22 protein-coding genes are annotated in these 17,403 nt (G+C 31.8%); 4 read left to right on the top strand and 18 right to left on the bottom strand.

The annotated features are described in order from the left end of the window. Window positions 1-53 precede the first annotated feature (53 nt). Window positions 54-896: an aminotransferase class IV gene (locus ABD935_RS06045; protein ID WP_345190788.1), complete on the top strand. Its 843-nt coding sequence runs from the start codon at window positions 54-56 to the stop codon at window positions 894-896. Here the strand turns inward: ABD935_RS06045 and ABD935_RS06040 are convergent. The 5 genes from ABD935_RS06040 to ABD935_RS06020 all read right to left on the bottom strand — a co-directional run bounded on the left by ABD935_RS06040 (window position 893) and on the right by ABD935_RS06020 (window position 5,507). Continuing rightward, complete coding sequence (locus ABD935_RS06040; RefSeq protein ID WP_345190787.1) at window positions 893-1,453, bottom strand: YqgE/AlgH family protein; 561 nt, start codon at window positions 1,451-1,453, stop codon at window positions 893-895. The two genes, ABD935_RS06045 and ABD935_RS06040, sit on opposite strands and share 4 nt — an antisense overlap. Window positions 1,454-1,575: 122 nt before the next feature. Continuing rightward, window positions 1,576-1,848 carry an HU family DNA-binding protein gene (locus ABD935_RS06035; protein WP_345190785.1) on the bottom strand — a complete coding sequence of 91 codons (273 nt, stop codon included), beginning with the start codon at window positions 1,846-1,848 and terminating at the stop codon, window positions 1,576-1,578. 187 nt (window positions 1,849-2,035) lie between these two features. Then, window positions 2,036-2,983: a methionyl-tRNA formyltransferase gene (fmt, locus tag ABD935_RS06030; protein WP_345190784.1), complete on the bottom strand. Its 948-nt coding sequence runs from the start codon at window positions 2,981-2,983 to the stop codon at window positions 2,036-2,038. Between the two features lie 78 nt (window positions 2,984-3,061). Beyond that, window positions 3,062-4,966: a RecQ family ATP-dependent DNA helicase gene (locus ABD935_RS06025; protein ID WP_345190783.1), complete on the bottom strand. Its 1,905-nt coding sequence runs from the start codon at window positions 4,964-4,966 to the stop codon at window positions 3,062-3,064. Between the two features lies 1 nt (window position 4,967). Continuing rightward, window positions 4,968-5,507 carry an AAA family ATPase gene (locus ABD935_RS06020; RefSeq protein WP_345190782.1) on the bottom strand — a complete coding sequence of 180 codons (540 nt, stop codon included), beginning with the start codon at window positions 5,505-5,507 and terminating at the stop codon, window positions 4,968-4,970. Between the two features lie 87 nt (window positions 5,508-5,594). Between ABD935_RS06020 and ABD935_RS06015 the strand changes: the two genes are divergently transcribed. From ABD935_RS06015 to murA, 3 genes are all read left to right on the top strand, one after another. Further along, complete coding sequence (locus tag ABD935_RS06015; RefSeq protein ID WP_345190781.1) at window positions 5,595-5,888, top strand: DUF493 family protein; 294 nt, start codon at window positions 5,595-5,597, stop codon at window positions 5,886-5,888. A gap of 69 nt (window positions 5,889-5,957) precedes the next feature. Further along, window positions 5,958-6,611 carry a DUF4290 domain-containing protein gene (locus ABD935_RS06010; protein WP_345190911.1) on the top strand — a complete coding sequence of 218 codons (654 nt, stop codon included), beginning with the start codon at window positions 5,958-5,960 and terminating at the stop codon, window positions 6,609-6,611. 6 nt (window positions 6,612-6,617) lie between these two features. Continuing rightward, the gene (murA, locus tag ABD935_RS06005) at window positions 6,618-7,925 is read left to right on the top strand and encodes a UDP-N-acetylglucosamine 1-carboxyvinyltransferase (RefSeq protein WP_345190780.1); all 1,308 of its coding nucleotides are present in this window, start codon (window positions 6,618-6,620) and stop codon (window positions 7,923-7,925) included. A gap of 2 nt (window positions 7,926-7,927) precedes the next feature. Here murA and ABD935_RS06000 read toward each other — a convergent pair whose 3' ends face one another. The 13 genes from ABD935_RS06000 to ABD935_RS05940 all read right to left on the bottom strand — a co-directional run bounded on the left by ABD935_RS06000 (window position 7,928) and on the right by ABD935_RS05940 (window position 17,289). After that, the gene (locus ABD935_RS06000) at window positions 7,928-8,161 is read right to left on the bottom strand and encodes a hypothetical protein (protein ID WP_345190779.1); all 234 of its coding nucleotides are present in this window, start codon (window positions 8,159-8,161) and stop codon (window positions 7,928-7,930) included. 248 nt (window positions 8,162-8,409) lie between these two features. Beyond that, the gene (locus ABD935_RS05995) at window positions 8,410-10,356 is read right to left on the bottom strand and encodes an LTA synthase family protein (protein ID WP_345190778.1); all 1,947 of its coding nucleotides are present in this window, start codon (window positions 10,354-10,356) and stop codon (window positions 8,410-8,412) included. Between the two features lie 274 nt (window positions 10,357-10,630). Then, window positions 10,631-11,938 (bottom strand): cryptochrome/photolyase family protein, encoded by a 1,308-nt coding sequence (locus ABD935_RS05990; protein ID WP_345190777.1) that lies wholly within the window; start codon window positions 11,936-11,938, stop codon window positions 10,631-10,633. A gap of 65 nt (window positions 11,939-12,003) precedes the next feature. After that, window positions 12,004-12,483, bottom strand: a complete 480-nt coding sequence (locus ABD935_RS05985; protein ID WP_345190776.1) for an SRPBCC family protein — start codon at window positions 12,481-12,483, stop codon at window positions 12,004-12,006. A gap of 18 nt (window positions 12,484-12,501) precedes the next feature. Next, a complete protein-coding gene (locus ABD935_RS05980) occupies window positions 12,502-12,963 on the bottom strand; it encodes a TspO/MBR family protein (RefSeq protein ID WP_345190775.1) in 462 nt (153 codons plus the stop codon). 2 nt (window positions 12,964-12,965) lie between these two features. Then, window positions 12,966-13,136, bottom strand: coding sequence for a Lacal_2735 family protein (locus ABD935_RS05975; RefSeq protein ID WP_345190774.1), 171 nt, complete (start codon window positions 13,134-13,136; stop codon window positions 12,966-12,968). Between the two features lie 4 nt (window positions 13,137-13,140). Next, the gene (locus ABD935_RS05970; protein WP_425550200.1) at window positions 13,141-13,680 is read right to left on the bottom strand and encodes a glutathione peroxidase; all 540 of its coding nucleotides are present in this window, start codon (window positions 13,678-13,680) and stop codon (window positions 13,141-13,143) included. Continuing rightward, a complete protein-coding gene (locus ABD935_RS05965; protein ID WP_345190773.1) occupies window positions 13,677-14,360 on the bottom strand; it encodes an SDR family NAD(P)-dependent oxidoreductase in 684 nt (227 codons plus the stop codon). The genes ABD935_RS05970 and ABD935_RS05965 overlap by 4 nt, the downstream gene beginning before the upstream one ends. A gap of 24 nt (window positions 14,361-14,384) precedes the next feature. Continuing rightward, window positions 14,385-14,600 carry a hypothetical protein gene (locus tag ABD935_RS05960; RefSeq protein ID WP_345190772.1) on the bottom strand — a complete coding sequence of 72 codons (216 nt, stop codon included), beginning with the start codon at window positions 14,598-14,600 and terminating at the stop codon, window positions 14,385-14,387. Window positions 14,601-14,768: 168 nt separating this feature from the next. Further along, window positions 14,769-14,993, bottom strand: coding sequence for a hypothetical protein (locus tag ABD935_RS05955; RefSeq protein WP_345190771.1), 225 nt, complete (start codon window positions 14,991-14,993; stop codon window positions 14,769-14,771). 84 nt (window positions 14,994-15,077) lie between these two features. Continuing rightward, window positions 15,078-15,350 carry a TIGR03643 family protein gene (locus ABD935_RS05950; RefSeq protein ID WP_345190769.1) on the bottom strand — a complete coding sequence of 91 codons (273 nt, stop codon included), beginning with the start codon at window positions 15,348-15,350 and terminating at the stop codon, window positions 15,078-15,080. Next, on the bottom strand, window positions 15,341-15,682 hold the full coding sequence (locus ABD935_RS05945; protein ID WP_345190768.1) for a hypothetical protein: 342 nt from the start codon (window positions 15,680-15,682) through the stop codon (window positions 15,341-15,343). Before ABD935_RS05945 ends, ABD935_RS05950 begins: the two co-directional genes overlap by 10 nt. Window positions 15,683-15,864: 182 nt before the next feature. Next, window positions 15,865-17,289, bottom strand: coding sequence for an SDR family oxidoreductase (locus ABD935_RS05940; RefSeq protein ID WP_345190767.1), 1,425 nt, complete (start codon window positions 17,287-17,289; stop codon window positions 15,865-15,867). Window positions 17,290-17,403: the final 114 nt, after the last annotated feature.

The raw sequence follows: 17,403 nt of genomic DNA, 5'->3' as shown, positions 1-17,403 counted from the left end.
ATATTTTAAATTATATTTGTCCCGCTTTCAAAACAATGTTAGCGGGATTTTTTATGACAAATTTTAACGGAACACTTTTAGAAGATAACACTGTTTTATCACCTCAAAATAGAGGATATGCTTACGGCGATGCGCTTTTTGAAACTATTAAGACCAGTTACGGAAAGGTTTTATTTTGGGAGGATCATTATTTTAGGTTAATGGCATCCATGCGTATTATGCGAATGGAAATTCCTATGAATTTTACCATGGAGTTTTTACAAGAACAAATTCTAAGCACATTAGAGGTCAATCAATTGTTGAAATCATCAGCCCGGATAAAATTGATGGTTCATAGAAATGAAGGCGGTTTATATACACCTGAAACCAATAATGTGAGTTTTATAATATCTGCAAAGCCAATTCAAGATGATTTTTACATATTGAACAATGATTATTATGAAGTTGATTTGTTCAAAGATTACTATGTGTCTCCAAGTTTACTGTCAACTTTAAAAACGAATAATAAAGCACTCAATGTCGTTGGAAGCATTTATGCAAAAGAAAATAATTTAAATAATTGCTTGCTTTTAAATACAGATAAAAAAGTTATTGAAGCGCTAAATGGAAATGTTTTTTTAGTCAAAGGTCATGTTATTAAAACCCCGCCAATATCTGATGGCTGTTTAAAAGGGGTTATGCGTACACAACTTATTAATATTATTAAAGCATTACCAGAGTATGAATTAGTTGAAGATTCGATATCACCTTTTGAGCTTCAAAAAGCAGATGAAATATTCATAACAAATGTTATTGTAGGAATACAACCAGTAAATAAGTATAGAAAAAAAGTGTTTACGAATGAAGTTTCTAAAATATTGCTTCAAAAATTAAATGTAAAAATACGATTGAATTAATTATAACTTGGATTTTCTGGCGCATTAGACCAAATGCTGTATTCTCCACCAAACTCTATCATTTTTTCTTTCCAAAAGGTTTCGTAGTCTTTCTCTATAATATTCTTTTTATAGATATTTTCAGTAACCACCCAAGAATTAGCTTTCAATTCACTTTCTAATTGGCTAGAATCCCAACCAGAATATCCAAGAAAAAAGCGAATATCATTTTCTTTTATGGTGTTATCTTTAATAAGTTCGGCAACTTTAGTAAAATCTCCACCCCAGTAAATCCCTAAAGAAATTTCAATGCTATCGGGAATTAATTGTGGTATTTTATGAATAAAATATAAATTATCCTGTTCTACGGGGCCTCCATTATAAACTTTAAATGTGGCTTCTACTTCAGGGATTAAATCGTTAATAGTATATTCAAGTGGTTTATTTAGAATAAAACCTATAGAGCCTTCTTGTGAATGATCTGCTAGTAAAACAATGGAGCGATTAAAAGAAACGTCACCAATAATTGCTGGCTCAGCGATTAACAAATTTCCTTTTTTTGGTTTTGTTGTTACCATGTTTTGAGGTTTTAATAATTAAATCTAATATTTATTTATTAAAAATGCAACTCTTTTGGTGATATATAAAAAAATGCCTCCATGAAATGAAGGCATTTTTAATATAAGATAAGTAACTGTAATTAGTTTACTGCACTTGATAAATCAGATCCAGCTTTAAACTTAACAACGTTTTTAGCTTTGATTTTTATTGTTTCTCCTGTTTGAGGATTTCTTCCGTCTCTTGCAGCTCTTTTAGAAACTGACCAAGATCCAAATCCTACTAAAGAAACTCTGTTACCTTTTTGTAAAGCTCCTTCAATTTCAATGATTGCACACTCTAAAGCTTTTTTTGCAGCTGCTTTAGTAATTCCTGCGTGTTCTGCCATTGCGTCAATTAAATCTGTTTTGTTCATAATATAAAATTTAATAATTAATAAATCGGTTAAACATTTTTGTTATTCCTCTACAAATTTATACGGATTATACTACCATGCAAGTAACAGTAAGGGAAATACATGGTTTTGTTAATAACTTAGGGTGTTTGTTAATAAAGGAAGCGCATTTTACCGATTATTTTATAATATCAATGAGAATAAGGCTTTAGAGCATTTTGGCATTTGCATTAAAAGTATAGCCATTTAAAAGTGATTTTACATCCATAGCTCGCTTGCCAGGAAGCTTCATTTCTTTTATAATAATGTAACCTTTTGTAACTGCTACCTTTAATTCCTTTTTAGTTGAAATAATGCTACCAACTTCTTCAGAATGATTTATAAACTCTTTTTCGGCCTCATATATTTTGATGTCTAATGTATCACTATCATTAATTAAGGTGCACCATGCTGCTGGGTACGGGCTTAATCCTCGAATCATGTTATATATATGGTCTATACTGGCATTCCAATCTATTTTACAATTGTCTTTATTTAATTTGTATGCTGTTTTTATATGTTTAGTTTCTTTTTGTGGAATGGTTTGTACTTCGCCATTTTGTATTAAATCAACGGTTTTTAAAACTAAAGCACTACCTAAGTTCATTAATTTGTCATGAAGGCTACCTGCGTTCTCATCTGGTTCTATAGCTAATTCTTCTTGAAGAATCATATCACCTGTATCAATTTTCTCATCAATAAAAAATGTTGAAACCCCGGTTTTTGTTTCACCATTAATAATGGCCCAATTAATTGGTGCTGCACCACGATAGTTTGGCAATAAAGAAGCATGCAAATTAAACGTACCGAATTTAGGCATTTTCCAAACTACTTTTGGTAACATTCTAAAGGCAACGACAATTTGAAGATTGGCATTTAGGGCTTTTAATTTGTCTAAAAAATCTTGGTTCTTTAAGTTAGTAGGTTGTAAAATATTTAAACCTTGAGTTTTTGCATATTGTTTTACGGCACTCTCATTTAATTTTCTGCCACGTCCCGCAGGTTTGTCAGGTGCAGTAATTACACCTACGATATTATGTTTATTTTCTACTAATGTTTTTAATACGGTAACTGCAAAATCGGGCGTACCCATAAATACAATTCTTAAATTTTTCATTTGTTGGAGTTTTTTTATATGTCAGACGCAATTCGATTCAGAAATTTCAAATTAAGTTGAAATTTCAAGAAGCTCATTTTATAAATGACTTAATTTATATGTATTTGTTGGTGTAATCGTTATAATTTGATGTTCTAATAATAGTTTTAAAACAGTTTTTAAATCTTTTTCAGAACATTTTAAGTTGACAAGCATAGTCCTTGATGACTGATCACCGTTTTCCAATAATTCTATAATACGTTTTTTTATGGTATTAATATCTTGTGGAGCGTTTCTTTTTTTAGAATTCATGCAAACCGAACAAATACCACAAGGTTTCATGTCCTTTTCACCAAAATAGGCGAGGAGTTGCATGCTTTTACAAACCGAATCATTTTTAATATAATCAAGCATTGCTTTTACTTGCTGCTGTTTTAATTTGTTTTGCTGTTCTATTATTGATGCAATTCTATTGATGGTTTTATCATCTTCTCTAGGTTGAATAAATGTGACTTGTGCATCGGTTTTTGCTAAATTTAAAGCGATGATATCATCGCTTTCTAATTGTTGTAGTGTGTTAATTAATAGCTGTTCTGAAACTGAAGCTTTTTCAGCAATCTTGGCTAAATCAATTTTTGTAATGTGATCAAAAACACCCCCATATAGTCGCAGAATAGATTTTATGATAATATTATAATCTTGATGTGTTTCTAAATAATTAAAAAGTGCGGTATTCGATATAATGAATTGTACGGTTACTTTATTTTTAAATTGTTTTGATAATGTAATAATGCTATTTCTATCTAACAACAGCAAGGCATTGTAGCATAAAATAGAGCTAAAGTTATAGGTTTTACAAAAGGTGTTAAAATCAAAATCGAAAGTAATGTATTCGCCTTCACCATAAGATATTTGAAAATAGTTGCATAGTTTTCTATACACTTGCTTTACAAAATCAACGTTTGGTAATACGCTTAGAAACTGATTTTTAACCTTAGATTCATCGCTATTGTTTTTTAAGATAACGGCAAAAGCCTTGTCGCCATTTCTACCAACACGACCAGCTTCCTGAAAATAACTTTCTATACTTTCTGGTAAATTTATATGAATAACCGTTTTTACATCTGGTTTATCAATACCCATACCAAATGCATTGGTGGCAACCATAACTTGTTTTTGGTTGTGTAACCATGCAGTCATATTTTTGTCTTTTTCAATATTTGAAAGACCGCCATGATAATACGATGCTGTAATGTTTTTGGATTCTAAAAACGTGCTAATTTCTAAAGTTAGCTTTCTGCTTCTAACATAAATAATTGAAGACCCAGTATATTTTTTTAGTATAGTTTCAAGTCGATAATGTTTGTCATTCTCATGATACACCATGTATGCCAGATTAGGGCGTAAAAACGATTGTTTAAATATTTTAGGCTGAATAAAATCGAGTTCCTTAACAATATCTTTTACGACTTCTGGTTTTGCTGAAGCGGTTAATGCCACCACATTTACGGAGGGTTGCAATTGGCGAAGTATAGCTATGTTTTTATAAGCCGGTCTGAAATCGCTGCCCCATTGTGAAATACAATGAGCTTCATCAACAGCAATTAAATTGACATGCATTAACCTAATGCGGTCTTGAACTATTTCTTGTTGCAAACGCTCGGGCGACAGGTATAAGAATTTATAATTCCCATAGATGCAATTATCTAAAAGCGTATCTAATTCATTATAACTTATACCACTTGTAAGCGCCATGGCTTTAATGCCTTTGTTGTTTAATTGTTGCACTTGGTCTTTCATAAGCGCAATTAAAGGAGAGACTACAATGCATATGCCTTTTTTAGCTAAAGCTGGAATTTGAAAACATAGGGATTTTCCGCCCCCAGTAGGTAAAAGTACAAAAGTGTCTTCACCCTCAATAACAGCGTTGATAATAGCTTCTTGTTCTGGTCTGAATTCCGTGAATTTCCAATAGCGTTCTAATATGTTTATTGGGTGTTCCATGTTACATATTTAACGTTTTTAAAATAAAATCAGTGCGCTTTTCAACGGTATCAAAAGGCACATCAATTAACTTATAATTGAAAGACTGGTAGGTTCTAAGTAGGTAGTCGTGAATTTCTAAAGCTTGTTTAAAACTTTCATAACGCTCGTTATCACTAGTATAAATAGCTTTCCATGGTTTTAATATGAACACCATGTCATAAATTGAGTTTTTACTGATTTCTACAAAGTTTTCTGGATAAGTATCACCAATAAAATCCATATATGCTAAAACATCGGGAACACCTCTATCAAAAAAAACCGTTTCGTTAGTAAAAATATTCGCGGCTACATATTGTTTTTGCCTGCCTTTTATAAGCAATTCACTAAATAATAACGGCTTGCTTAAAAACAACTGATCTATACCTTCTTTTTTAGCATCCAATGTTACCTGGCGCGAAATTTCTTCAAGGCATGAATAACCTCTTCTAATCAATTCATTGATTAAAGTCGATTTTCCAGTTCCTGGACCACCAGTAATAACAATTTTTTTTGTGCTCAATTTTGCATATTTGCTGTAAAAATCGGAATTTAACTGCTATAAAAAAAATACAAATGAAACCTTATATTTGTAGCTTAAAAAAGGATTATGAGCACACCTGAAAATACAGAAGAATTTTATAAAAAATTAAAAGCACAATTATATGATACTGCACTTTGGCCATCGGAATATTTATATAAATTTATAGTGCTTTCAGATAAAGAAAAGATACTGCAAATAGAGTCGTTTTTTAATAATTTAGGAGCAGTAATAAAAACTAAGGAATCTAAAAACGGAAAATATACTAGTGTATCTATTAACGTTTTAATGAAAAACCCCGTTGCTGTAATTGAAAAATACAAGGAAGTTGCAGAAAAAGTAGAAGGTGTCATAAGTCTTTAGTTTTTTTTCGTATTTTGCGCATGCATAGCAACTACATGCATCAATATTTAACTCTACACATTTATTTTGATAATAGACAATTTAGAATACAACACAGAGCGTGAACATTTAATCATTCCGGAATACGGGCGCCACATGCAGAAAATGATTAATTACGCTAAATCACTTGAAACAAAAGAAGAACGCAATAAAGTGGCAAAAGGGATTATAGCCGTAATGGGTAATATGCAACCACATTTGCGCGATGTTCCAGATTTTCAGCATAAACTTTGGGATCAATTATTTATCATGTCTAATTTTGAATTAGACGCGGATTCACCTTACGAAATTCCTACTAAAGAGATTTATGAAGAGCGTCCAGAGCCCTTAGACTACCCACAAAATTTCCCAAAATACCGTTTTTATGGAAACAATATAAAAACCATGATCGATGTGGCTAATACTTGGGAAGATGGCGAACTTAAAGAAGCTTTGATTTATACTATAGCGAATCACATGAAAAAGTGTTTTTTGAATTGGAATAAAGACACGGTAGAAGATGCTGTGATTTTTAATCATTTATTTGAACTTTCTGGAGGGAAAATTGATTTAAGAAATTCTGAGGAAAGCTTAACAGACGCTACAAGCTTAATGCGATCTAAAACTAAATATTCTAATACGAGCAGCAGTAAGAAAGGACATCACAAAAAAAGTTCTAGTAATCGACAAAGAAAACGCTATTAGAGCAGTATGGGAACATTTAAAATTGAAGGTGGTCATAAGCTAAAAGGAAGTATACAACCACAAGGTGCAAAAAACGAAGCGTTACAAATTTTATGTGCGGTTTTATTAACTCCAGAGTTAAATACAATTAACAACATTCCAGATATTGTTGATGTTAACAAGCTTATAGGCTTGTTAAAAAAGCTGGGTGTTAAAGTTGAGAAAATTGGAAAAGGTTCTTACACCTTTCAAGCAGACGATGTTAATTTAGAATATTTAGAATCCGACCAATTTAAGATTGATGGACGTGGTTTACGCGGTTCTATCATGATTGTTGGCCCATTATTAGCTCGTTTTGGTAAAGGATACATCCCAAAGCCAGGAGGTGATAAAATAGGGCGCCGCCGTTTGGATACACACTTTGAAGGGCTGATAAAACTTGGAGCTAAATTTGGATATAGTAAAGAAGAACAGTTTTATGGTGTTGAAGCTGAAAAATTAAAAGGTACTTACATGCTTCTTGAGGAAGCTTCGGTAACTGGAACCGCAAATATATTGATGGCAGCCGTCTTAGCCGAAGGGCAAACCACTATTTATAACGCTGCTTGCGAGCCGTACTTACAGCAATTATGTAAAATGCTGAATAGAATGGGAGCCAAAATTAGCGGTATTGGTTCTAATATGTTAGTTATAGATGGTGTTGAAAATTTAGGAGGAACAGAGCATACGATGCTGCCAGACATGATTGAAATTGGCAGTTGGATTGGTCTTGCGGCCATGACTAAAAGTGAACTTACCATCACGAATGTATCTTGGAGCGATTTGGGAGTAATCCCAAATGTGTTTAGAAAATTGGGCATTACTGTTGAGAAGCAAGGTGATAATATCCATATCCCTGCACATACCGATGGTTACGAGATACAAAGTTTTATTGATGGTTCAATTCTAACCATTTCTGATGCACCTTGGCCAGGGTTCACTCCCGATTTATTGAGTATTATTCTAGTAGTGGCAACACAAGCAAGAGGTAGTGTTTTGATACATCAAAAAATGTTTGAAAGTCGTTTGTTCTTTGTAGATAAATTGATTGATATGGGTGCAAAAATTATTTTGTGTGATCCTCATAGAGCCACTGTTATTGGGCATGACTTTAAATCGACTTTAAAAGCAACAACCATGACCTCGCCAGATATTCGTGCAGGTGTGTCGTTATTAATTGCAGCACTTTCTGCAAAAGGAACATCTACCATTCAAAATATAGAACAGATAGATAGAGGTTATGAAAATATTGATGAACGTTTGCGCGCTATTGGAGCTCACATTGAGCGTATATAGTTTTAGGACGCTATAAAATTAGAATGCACTATTTTTAAGTTTACATGGCAGTCTTCATTAATGACTGAAACACCTTTTTCTTTCATTGAACTTACATAGTCTTTTACTATTGAAATAGGAATGTCCATACATTCAGTAGTTTTAATATGGTGTTTAAATTCTATTTCTAAAGTATTATCTTTTTTGTTGAAATTTAGACTTTTAAGAAGCGAAGGGTTTAAATTTAAGCGTATCATATAATGTTAGTTTTGAATGGTGTCTACCAAAGATACGGTTATGGATAGTTAAAAAAAATACGCACTTGTACGTATTTTTGGTTGTTGTTTTGGAGTAGGGCTTAGTGTGTTTGTGTAACTTAAGTAAAAGATTAAAATGCACCTGTTTTTCGGTTTAGCGCTTAGCTAAATCTATAACTTTACCGTTATTTTACTTTTAATCAAATTGCAAATAAGTTAAAATTGAAAGTTTTACTACTAATATCAGCCTATTTTACATGTAAATCTTTGTGCAGTGTTATTTCTTTGCTTAATATCATATTTTGATGTATTTGCATATTTGATTTTGCATAATCAACCATTTCAAAAGCTTTTCTTTTATTCTGTTCAAAATAATTTGTTTTGTCTATATCTCTGTACTTATACAATTGTGGGGTGTTTCCTTGTTCTTTCATAATGCAAAAATATGTAGAATCAATAATGCCTATTTTATCGTCATCATTAATTATGGCATATGCTCTTTCTTGTTTTATCAAGTCAATTCCTAATGTGTTATTCACATATTCTTGTTTTAAGAGTCCCATAATTGTTGGGTAAACATCAATTTGACTTCCTGTTTTTTTATAGGTCTTACTGGATTTAAAAATAGAAGGAGCATAAAAGACCAATGGGACATGAAAATAGTTTAATGCAATATCGTAGTTGGCATGAAGAGGAACGCCATGGTCGGCTAAAAACACAAAAATAGTGTTGTCAAACCATGTTTCTTTTGAAGCTAAATCTATGAATTTCCGTAAAGACCAATCTGCATACTCTATAATTTGAGTTTTTATATCTTTTGTTTTTGGGTGGAAATATTCTGGTACGTAAAACGGTCCATGATCGCTTCCTGTTAAAAAGGTGACAAAAAAAGAATTTTCTTTTTTGTAAAGATCATTGATAATAGGTATCGAATGTCTGAACATATAATCGTCAGGGACACCCATTGCTGTTTTTATTTCAGACAAAGGATAATCTGCTTGGCTTACAATATTTTGGAAATCATTGGCTCTTAAAAAACCTTCAATATTATCAAATTGACTATCATGTGTTGTTATGTAAGTCGTTGAATACCCGTTTTTTAAAAGCGTACTACTTATACCGTCATACTTGCGTATATTTCTCATGGTATGCTGACGATACAAAGCAGGGAAAGAAAAAAGTGTACTAAAAACACCATTAAATGTATGCTTTCCTGCTGAATAGACATTTTCAAAATATATTGAATTATAAGATAGACTGTCAAGAAAAGGAGTCAATTCTTGTTTGTTACCATGGCGTTTCATTTTAGCGGCACTCATGCTTTCCATCAAAATGATAACAACATTAGGTTTTGATGTTAAAATAGTGTCTGATTGAATTTTTCTTGCAACAGGAGATTTATAATGCTTTTTATCAATGTTCAAATAAGATTGCACTTTATTGATTGCAATGGTTTTATCCATTAAATGTATTTTGTCATTTTCTTTACGGGTACTCTCAATATAGCTACGCATGAGCGTAAAAACAGGATTTAACCCCAGTTTATTCAAAAATGAATTATCAGAAAAATATGCAGTGCCTACTTTTATTGTGGATTTCTTCTGAAGACGACCTCTAATCCCAACAAACATTATAGCTAAGAACATTAAAGAGGTAAGTGTATTAAAGAAGATATGTAATCTAACAGGTTCGCTTTTTTGTGAGAATAACTTTTTTAATAAGATAAAAAATAAAATATCAAGTACTAAAAAAGGGATGCTAATTATAAAATACTTTGGTTCTTGAACAACCATGGATACAACAAAATCAAGGTTTTCAATCCATTCAAAGGCACCGATTGAAAAACGATCATAAAACTGATTGAAATAAGGGATATCTGCCGCTGATATGGTAAAAGCTATCGTGAATAAAATGAAAATCCAAAAGAAAAAGAATTGTTCAATAATTTTGCTTTTAATAAGGAATAGCTCTGAAATAAGTAATATTAGGGCAGGGAAAATAAGGATATATCCAGAAATTACAATGTCAAATCTTATGCCCATTATGAAAGATTGAACGATAGTCAGAATATCTACTTCATTAAAATCTATTCGGTTTAATTCCGTTAGAAACAGTATTACCCTAAAAACTGAAAAAATTGACAATACAAGTAAATATACTTTAAGTAAAAAAGGTATGGTTTTGTTTATTTTCATAACGTTTTTTAGTTGCTTTTGCTAATGTCAAAATATTTGCGAGATTGCATTTAGATGAAAACAAAATCTTTGATAGGCGAAATTAGAGTTTTCTTACTAGATTAGCAATGCGCATTTGAGCGTAAATTAACAAAATTAAGCTCTATCTGTTAAATTTGAAGTTTGTAAAATGAACTTTCTGCCCTTAAAACATAGGGATGTACAGTTTTTAGTGCTGTCTTAGAGGAAGTCGAAAAGAAAGCGTAATTAATAAATAAGTGTCTCATTATTAACGTTAACCGTTTAAAGCGGCCTTATAGACCTGTAAACAGCGTTCTCTTGCAGATTTATGGTCAACAATAGGGGTTGGGTATGTAAGTTGATGTAAATCTGTAACCCAGGTGTTAATGTATTCTAATTGTTTGTCAAATTTTTCAATTTGTGTCGTGGGGTTAAAAATTCTGAAGTAGGGCGCTGCATCAACACCAGAACCTGCAACCCATTGCCAGTTTCCAATATTACTCGCCATATCATAGTCATGGAGTTTTTCGGCAAAATAAGCTTCGCCCCAGCGCCAATCTATCAATAAATGTTTGCAAAGAAAACTACCAACTAACATTCGTACACGATTGTGCATAAATCCTGTTTCGTTTAATTGTCGCATACCGGCATCTACTAGAGGGTAACCTGTTTTTCCTTCGCACCAAGCTTTAAATTCAGTTTCGTTATTTCGCCATACAATACGATCGTATTTTGGTTTAAAACTTTTAGTTTGAGTATGTGGAAAATGCCAAAGGATTTGCGTGAAAAACTCACGCCAAATCAATTCTTGCCAGAATATCTCATTGGTTTCTCCTATGGCCTTTTTTATCATGTTTCGAACGCTAACTGTACCAAAACGTAAATGAGGTCCTAATCTTGAGGTGCTATCCTGAGCAGGAAAATTTCTAGTGGCTTCGTAATTTTGTATAAGTTTTGGTGTTACTGAGTATGGCTTTATTCTTTGTTCAGATTTAGAAAAACCAATATCAGCCAAATTTAAATTTGAAAGCGCTTTGTTTGAAACTAAATTAGCCAATACATCTTCTGATGGATAATGATTAAGATTCTCTTTTCTAAAAGTTTCTTTCCAACGTTTCATGTATGGTGTATAGACTAAATATGGAGTGCCATCACTTTTTATAATATCATTTTTTTCAAAAATAACATGGTCTTTAAAAGTTTTAAACTCAATATTATGTTTATTTAAAAATAATTTCAGTTCAGCATCACGATCTCGAGCGTAAGGCTCATAATCATGATTGATGTATACAGAATCAATGTTATAGGTTTCTATTAATTTCTTGTAAATAGAAATAGGTTTTCCATGATACATGGCTATTCCACTATCAAATTCATTCTGAATTTTTGAATTTATATTTTGAAGTGTTTCATGAATAAACGTAACGCGTGCATCGGTTTTTGGAAGCTGTTCTATAATTTCAGAATCAAAAATAAAAATGGGAAGGACATGTTGTTTTCCTTTTAGGGCTTCATATAGTCCATGATTGTCTTCTAATCTTAAGTCGCGACGAAACCAGAATATGTTAACTTTTTTTTTCATAGGAAAAATATTTTTTCATTTCCGTATTTCAACTATCGATCAAGATAAATAACAACGGAAATCTTTTAAATGAGCTCCATTTTGTTATACACTCCGAATAATGCTTCGAGTTTTTGTGTCCGGTAGTTAAAAATTTCTTCCAATTTAGGTTTTACTAAAAAAGGATGAACCAGTTGACCCAGAATTCCAAATGGGATTTTATAATCAATTATATCTTCCATTTCTACACCGCCTTCTATTTCTTTTATAAAATGTTTATGATGCCATAGGGTATAGGGTCCAAAACGCTGTTCGTCTACAAAATAATGTTTGTCGACAACATGTGTGATTTCGGTTACCCATTTGGTTTTAATGCCAAAAACGGGCGTTACAATATATTGAATTATTTGCCCAGCAAACATGGGTCTGTCTGCTCCTGAAAGTATATTAAAACCCATATAATCTGGAGTGATGGTTTTAAGGTTTTCAGGGCTTGATAGAAAATCCCAAGCCTGTGTTACTGTAATAGGTAAGTTTTGCTTTTTGTGAAGACGGTATATTTTCATTATTTTTTTATTGATTTGTTAGTTGTAAATAAAAACATAAGCATTCAATGAAGTTGCAACAATTAACCAAATAAAATAAGGTAAAATAAGCAGGCTTTTTGTTTTTAATTGGTCTTTATAAGCGAATAAAAATTTGCCAACAACAAGGCTTAATAAAATAATGCAAATTAAAGCTACTCCAACCAAATGTTGATTAAAGAAAATGTAATTCCAAATGACATTAAGAATAAATTGAATGGCAAATAATATTTTTACTTTAGAATTGGGCATAGTTTTATATAAATAGGCCATATAAACTGAAAAACATATCATAATGGTGCTCCAAGCTACTCCAAAAAACCAGCCAGGAGGTGTCCAAGGTGCTTGATTTAGATTTTGATACCAAGCAGTACGCGGCCCATCATTCATTAATATATTACCAATGTATAAAGCGCCAAAGTTGATTATTGAAAAAACAAAAATAGTTTTAAACAACTTCATTTTTATGATGATTTTAGTAATTCAATTTGTCTTGCAATAGCTTCTGCTTCAGCATATTTTTTATCACTTTCACTTCTGTTTATACTTGATAGCTCATGCCATTCTTTCATGAGTTTATTAAATTTGTCTTGAAGTTTTTCAACTTGTGTTTTCTTTTTGAATAATCCGAACATAGCGTTATTTTAAGTGTTTTGTTATTTTAGGACTTAATGGATTGGTTATAGAAAAAAAGTAGTCTACTAAATGACCATTATCGTCCACTAGATATTTTTGAAAATTCCATTTTACTTTAGAGTTTCTTTTATTATTATGTGTTTTTTGAGTAAGCCAAGCATATAATGGATGTTGGTTTGTTCCTTTAACATCGACTTTTTCGGTGATTAAAAAAGTAACTCCGTAATTAACCTCGCAAAATGATGCTATAGCAGTTTCATCCCCTGGTTCTTGACTACCAAATTGATTACAAGGCACGCCAATGATTTGGAGTTTGTCATTGTATTGTTCATGCAAAGCTTGTAAGTTTTTGTATTGGGGAGTAAAACCACATTTAGATGCTACATTAACAAAAAGGATGTGCTTTCCTTTAAAATTTGAAAGTTCAATTGGTTTTCCGTTTAGCCTATTAATCGGGATGTTGTATATAGATGTTTTATTCATTTTTAGAGATTCGTTGCCTTTTGAAAAAAAGGTCGCTATAAATATTTTTAATGGATTCATATTTTAAAACTTACAATACCGCAATCCATTTCAAATATTTGACCAGACATGGACGCTGCTTTGTTGGACATTAAAAAGTCAGCCATTCCAGCGACTTCTTCAGGGTTTAAAAATTTTTTAAGCGGATGACGCTGGGTAATATTTTCGACCATTTTGTCATTTCGTAAAAGTTTTGATGCTAATTGCGTATTTGTTACTGTAGGAGCAATAGCGTTTATGCGAATTGTAGGAGCTAATTCTGCCCCAAGCGATTTTACTAAACCTTCTACTCCAGATTTAGCAGTGGAAATACTGGCATGAAACGGCATGCCTAATTTAGCGGCAACTGTACTAAAAAGCAATATAGACGGATTTGTGCCATTTTTAAGAAGGGGCAAATAGGTTTGTATGGCTTTTACGGCACCAAGTACATTGATTTCAAAATCATTTTTAAAATCATCAATACTTAATCTAGAAATGGGTTTAAGATTAATACTGCCAGGGCAATAAATTAACCCATCTGCATGTTCGATTTTTGGTAAATCGTCTTTAGTAACGTCGCAAGAAAAGTGAGATAAATTAGCGTGTTCGAATTCAGGAACCGTTCTGCTAATATTTAAAACTTTGGAATGACTGAGTAGTTTGTTTAATATGGCATTTCCAATGCCCTTACTACCACCTATAACAATTATTGTTTTCATATGGTTTCAGGGCTTTGTTCTTTTTTATGGCCTGCCCTTTAGCCTTTTTTCAATTTTTTGTTTAATAACAGTTAAGCGTTTCATTAAATCCATGATTTCTGGATCTTTGTCTTCTTTATAAATGTTATTTAAACTTAGTATTAGGTTTTTTACTTCTCTAGACGATTCAATACGCTCACTAGTTGTTTTAAACGTGTGTCTACGTTGCTCGAATTCTAAAGCTTTATCAATAATCTCCATAATTTTTTAATCTTTAATCTATTTTAATATATGTGTGAAAAAACGTTATGTTTCACAATTTGACAATATAATAAAATCTATGACATTTTCTATTTTTATGGAGAATAATTATGTAAAATTTAATATTTAATGATTAAAATCATTGTTTTTTGGAACATTACGAAATATTTAGGCTGTTAATGGTTTGCCTTTTAATCGTTTTTCTACTTTTCTTTTTATAGCCGTTAGGCGTTTCATGATATCCATGATTTTTTCATCTTTTTTAACTTTATAAATTTCATTTAAATCCAAAATCAAGGTTTTTGCTTCTCTAGAAAGTTTAACACGATCGCTAGTCGATAATGATCTCATTTTTGTTTTTTCAAATTCTAGGGCTCTGTTTATTAAATCCATAGTTTTATTTTTTACTATATTGGTATTGTTTTTTCTATTAGTCAACTTAAATTAATTTGGTTTCACCATATTAATCATAGCAATTTAACGTTTTGATATATTATTCTGATTTATTTGTTTTTGTCGGGAACATTTAAAACGTCCCTTTTCAAAAGTCCGTAACTTTTCATGTTTTGTTTTTCTGCCTTGAACTCTTTTACGCCACATTTTGAAACTTCTTGGTTTCATTTCGGTTCGCATGAGTTCAATCACTTTTTGTTCTTTTAAACCAAACTGAAAATTTATAGCTTCAAAAGTTGTTCGGTCTTCCCAAGCCATTTCAATGATTCTATCAATATCTTGAATTACTAAATCCATAAATGCTCAAAATCATATTGCTTATCATACTTAATTTTTTCATCTAACATCTTTCTGAAAAAATTCTTATTTTCCTGAAACGTTTTGTTGTTTTTAAAATGAACAAATCGACCAGCTGCATGAATACTTGCTCCATTTGATTTATAAATTACTAATTGATAGTAAGGAATAGCCCAAGTAAAGTTTTGTAAACCTTTATTAATATGGATAAGAATACCGCCTGTTCTTAATTCTATATTGGCATAGTTGGCATCTGGAACCGAATTCATGTACTGTTTTAAATTGATGCTAACATTATCTATAATCATTCTTTTAGAACCAATACCGTTCATTTTTAATGATCTTATAAGTGAAAAGGGTTTGCCGACCAGATCGATAATTAGCGTCTGTTTTTTTTTGTTAGTATAGGTCGTGCCCAATATCATAGTTAACTATTTATTCAAATATATAAAATGTTTAACATATTTACAAATATGTTAAACAAAATAAATTATGGAACTATAAGAAGGATTTATTATACCTCGGTAAGTTTGTTTATCATGCCCGTGAAAATCAACCCATGAAAAGGAAGTACGCTATACCAATACAAACGTCCCCAAAGTCCTCTTGGTCTAAAAGTTGCGGTTTGTTTGAGTAGGCCATCTTCAATTTTGAATTCTAACCAAGCTTCACCGGGGAGTCGCATTTCGGCATAAAGTAGAAGTTTTTGTTGTGTTTTGTCTGCAAAAATAACCCGCCAAAAATCTAATGCATCACCTGCGGCTAAATCTGTTGGACTTGTGCGTCCTCTACGTAAACCAATGCCACCAAAAAGCTTATCGATATATCCGCGTGTTTTCCAAAGAAAAGTTCCGTAATACCAACCCGTTTTTCCTCCAATGCTCCAAATTTTATTTATGGTTTTTTCTGAGTCTTTTACAGGTCTTTCTTTATAGTCCTTAAAGCAACCATATTTTGGAACATTTATGTACTTATGCAAATTATTACGCAATCTGCCACTGCTAATCATAGAATCTTTCCAACTGGAAACAATACTATTTTGTTCTATTTTCTCGAAGGCAAGTTCTACCGCCTGTTTATATGTTAAGGGTTTGACATTTAGTGTTTTATTAATATCACTTGGTTTGCCTATAATTTCCACACCCATACTATCAACCAATGTAGATGCTAATTTGTAAGATGTTGAAGTAACAAAATATAACCAATAAGACGAGAGTTTAGGTGTCATTACGGGTACTGTTAAAATGTACCGTTTTAAGTGTCGAACTTCTGCGAATTGAAGTAATAATTGTTTATAGGTTAATATTTCTGGACCAAAAACATCATAGGATTTATTGTAAAGGGAGTGATTGCCTATGGCACCAGATAAAAAGGATAAAACATCTCGTACAGCAAGTGGTTGTGTTTTTGTGTTTAACCATTTTGGTGCAATCATAACCGGCAGTTTTTCAACTAAATCTCTAATGATTTCAAAAGACGAACTACCTGAGCCTACAATAATACCTGCTTTGAAAATAGTTAGCGCATAATTGTTAGAAACCAACCTGTCTTCTACATTTTTTCTTGAGTTCAGATGTTTCGAGAGTTCTTTATCGTTTGTGATACCGCTTAAATAAATAACCTGTTTAGTTTGTGTTGTTTCAATATGGCTTTTGAAATTGACTGCACAGCGTTCTTCTAGCGACTCAAAATCTTTAGAAGAATTAGACATCGAGTGAATTAGGTAATATGCCACATCAATATCTAAAGGAATGTTTTTTAGTGTTTCAGGTTTTAAGAAATCAGCTTCAATAATATCAATAAGTTCTTCTTCTAAATAGGTTTTATCCGCACGTAGTTTATCTCGAACGGCGCAAACAACGTGGTGTCCTTCATTTATTAAAAACGGAATAAGCCGTTTGCCAATATATCCGGTTGCTCCTGTAACGAGAATTTTCATTTTATTTTTTTGATATAAATTACATGAATTTTTATTGTTTATAATCAATCCTGTCCTAAATAAATTTTGGACACACTAAATCTAACCATTTTACTGATTTATTTCATTGCTTTT

Source organism: Algibacter agarivorans, from assembly GCF_039543245.1.
In the GTDB taxonomy this organism is placed as follows: Bacteria; Bacteroidota; Bacteroidia; order Flavobacteriales; family Flavobacteriaceae; genus Algibacter_G; species Algibacter_G agarivorans.
The sequence above is the reverse complement of the archived record's forward strand: the minus strand, read 5'-3'. Positions and strand labels throughout refer to the sequence as shown.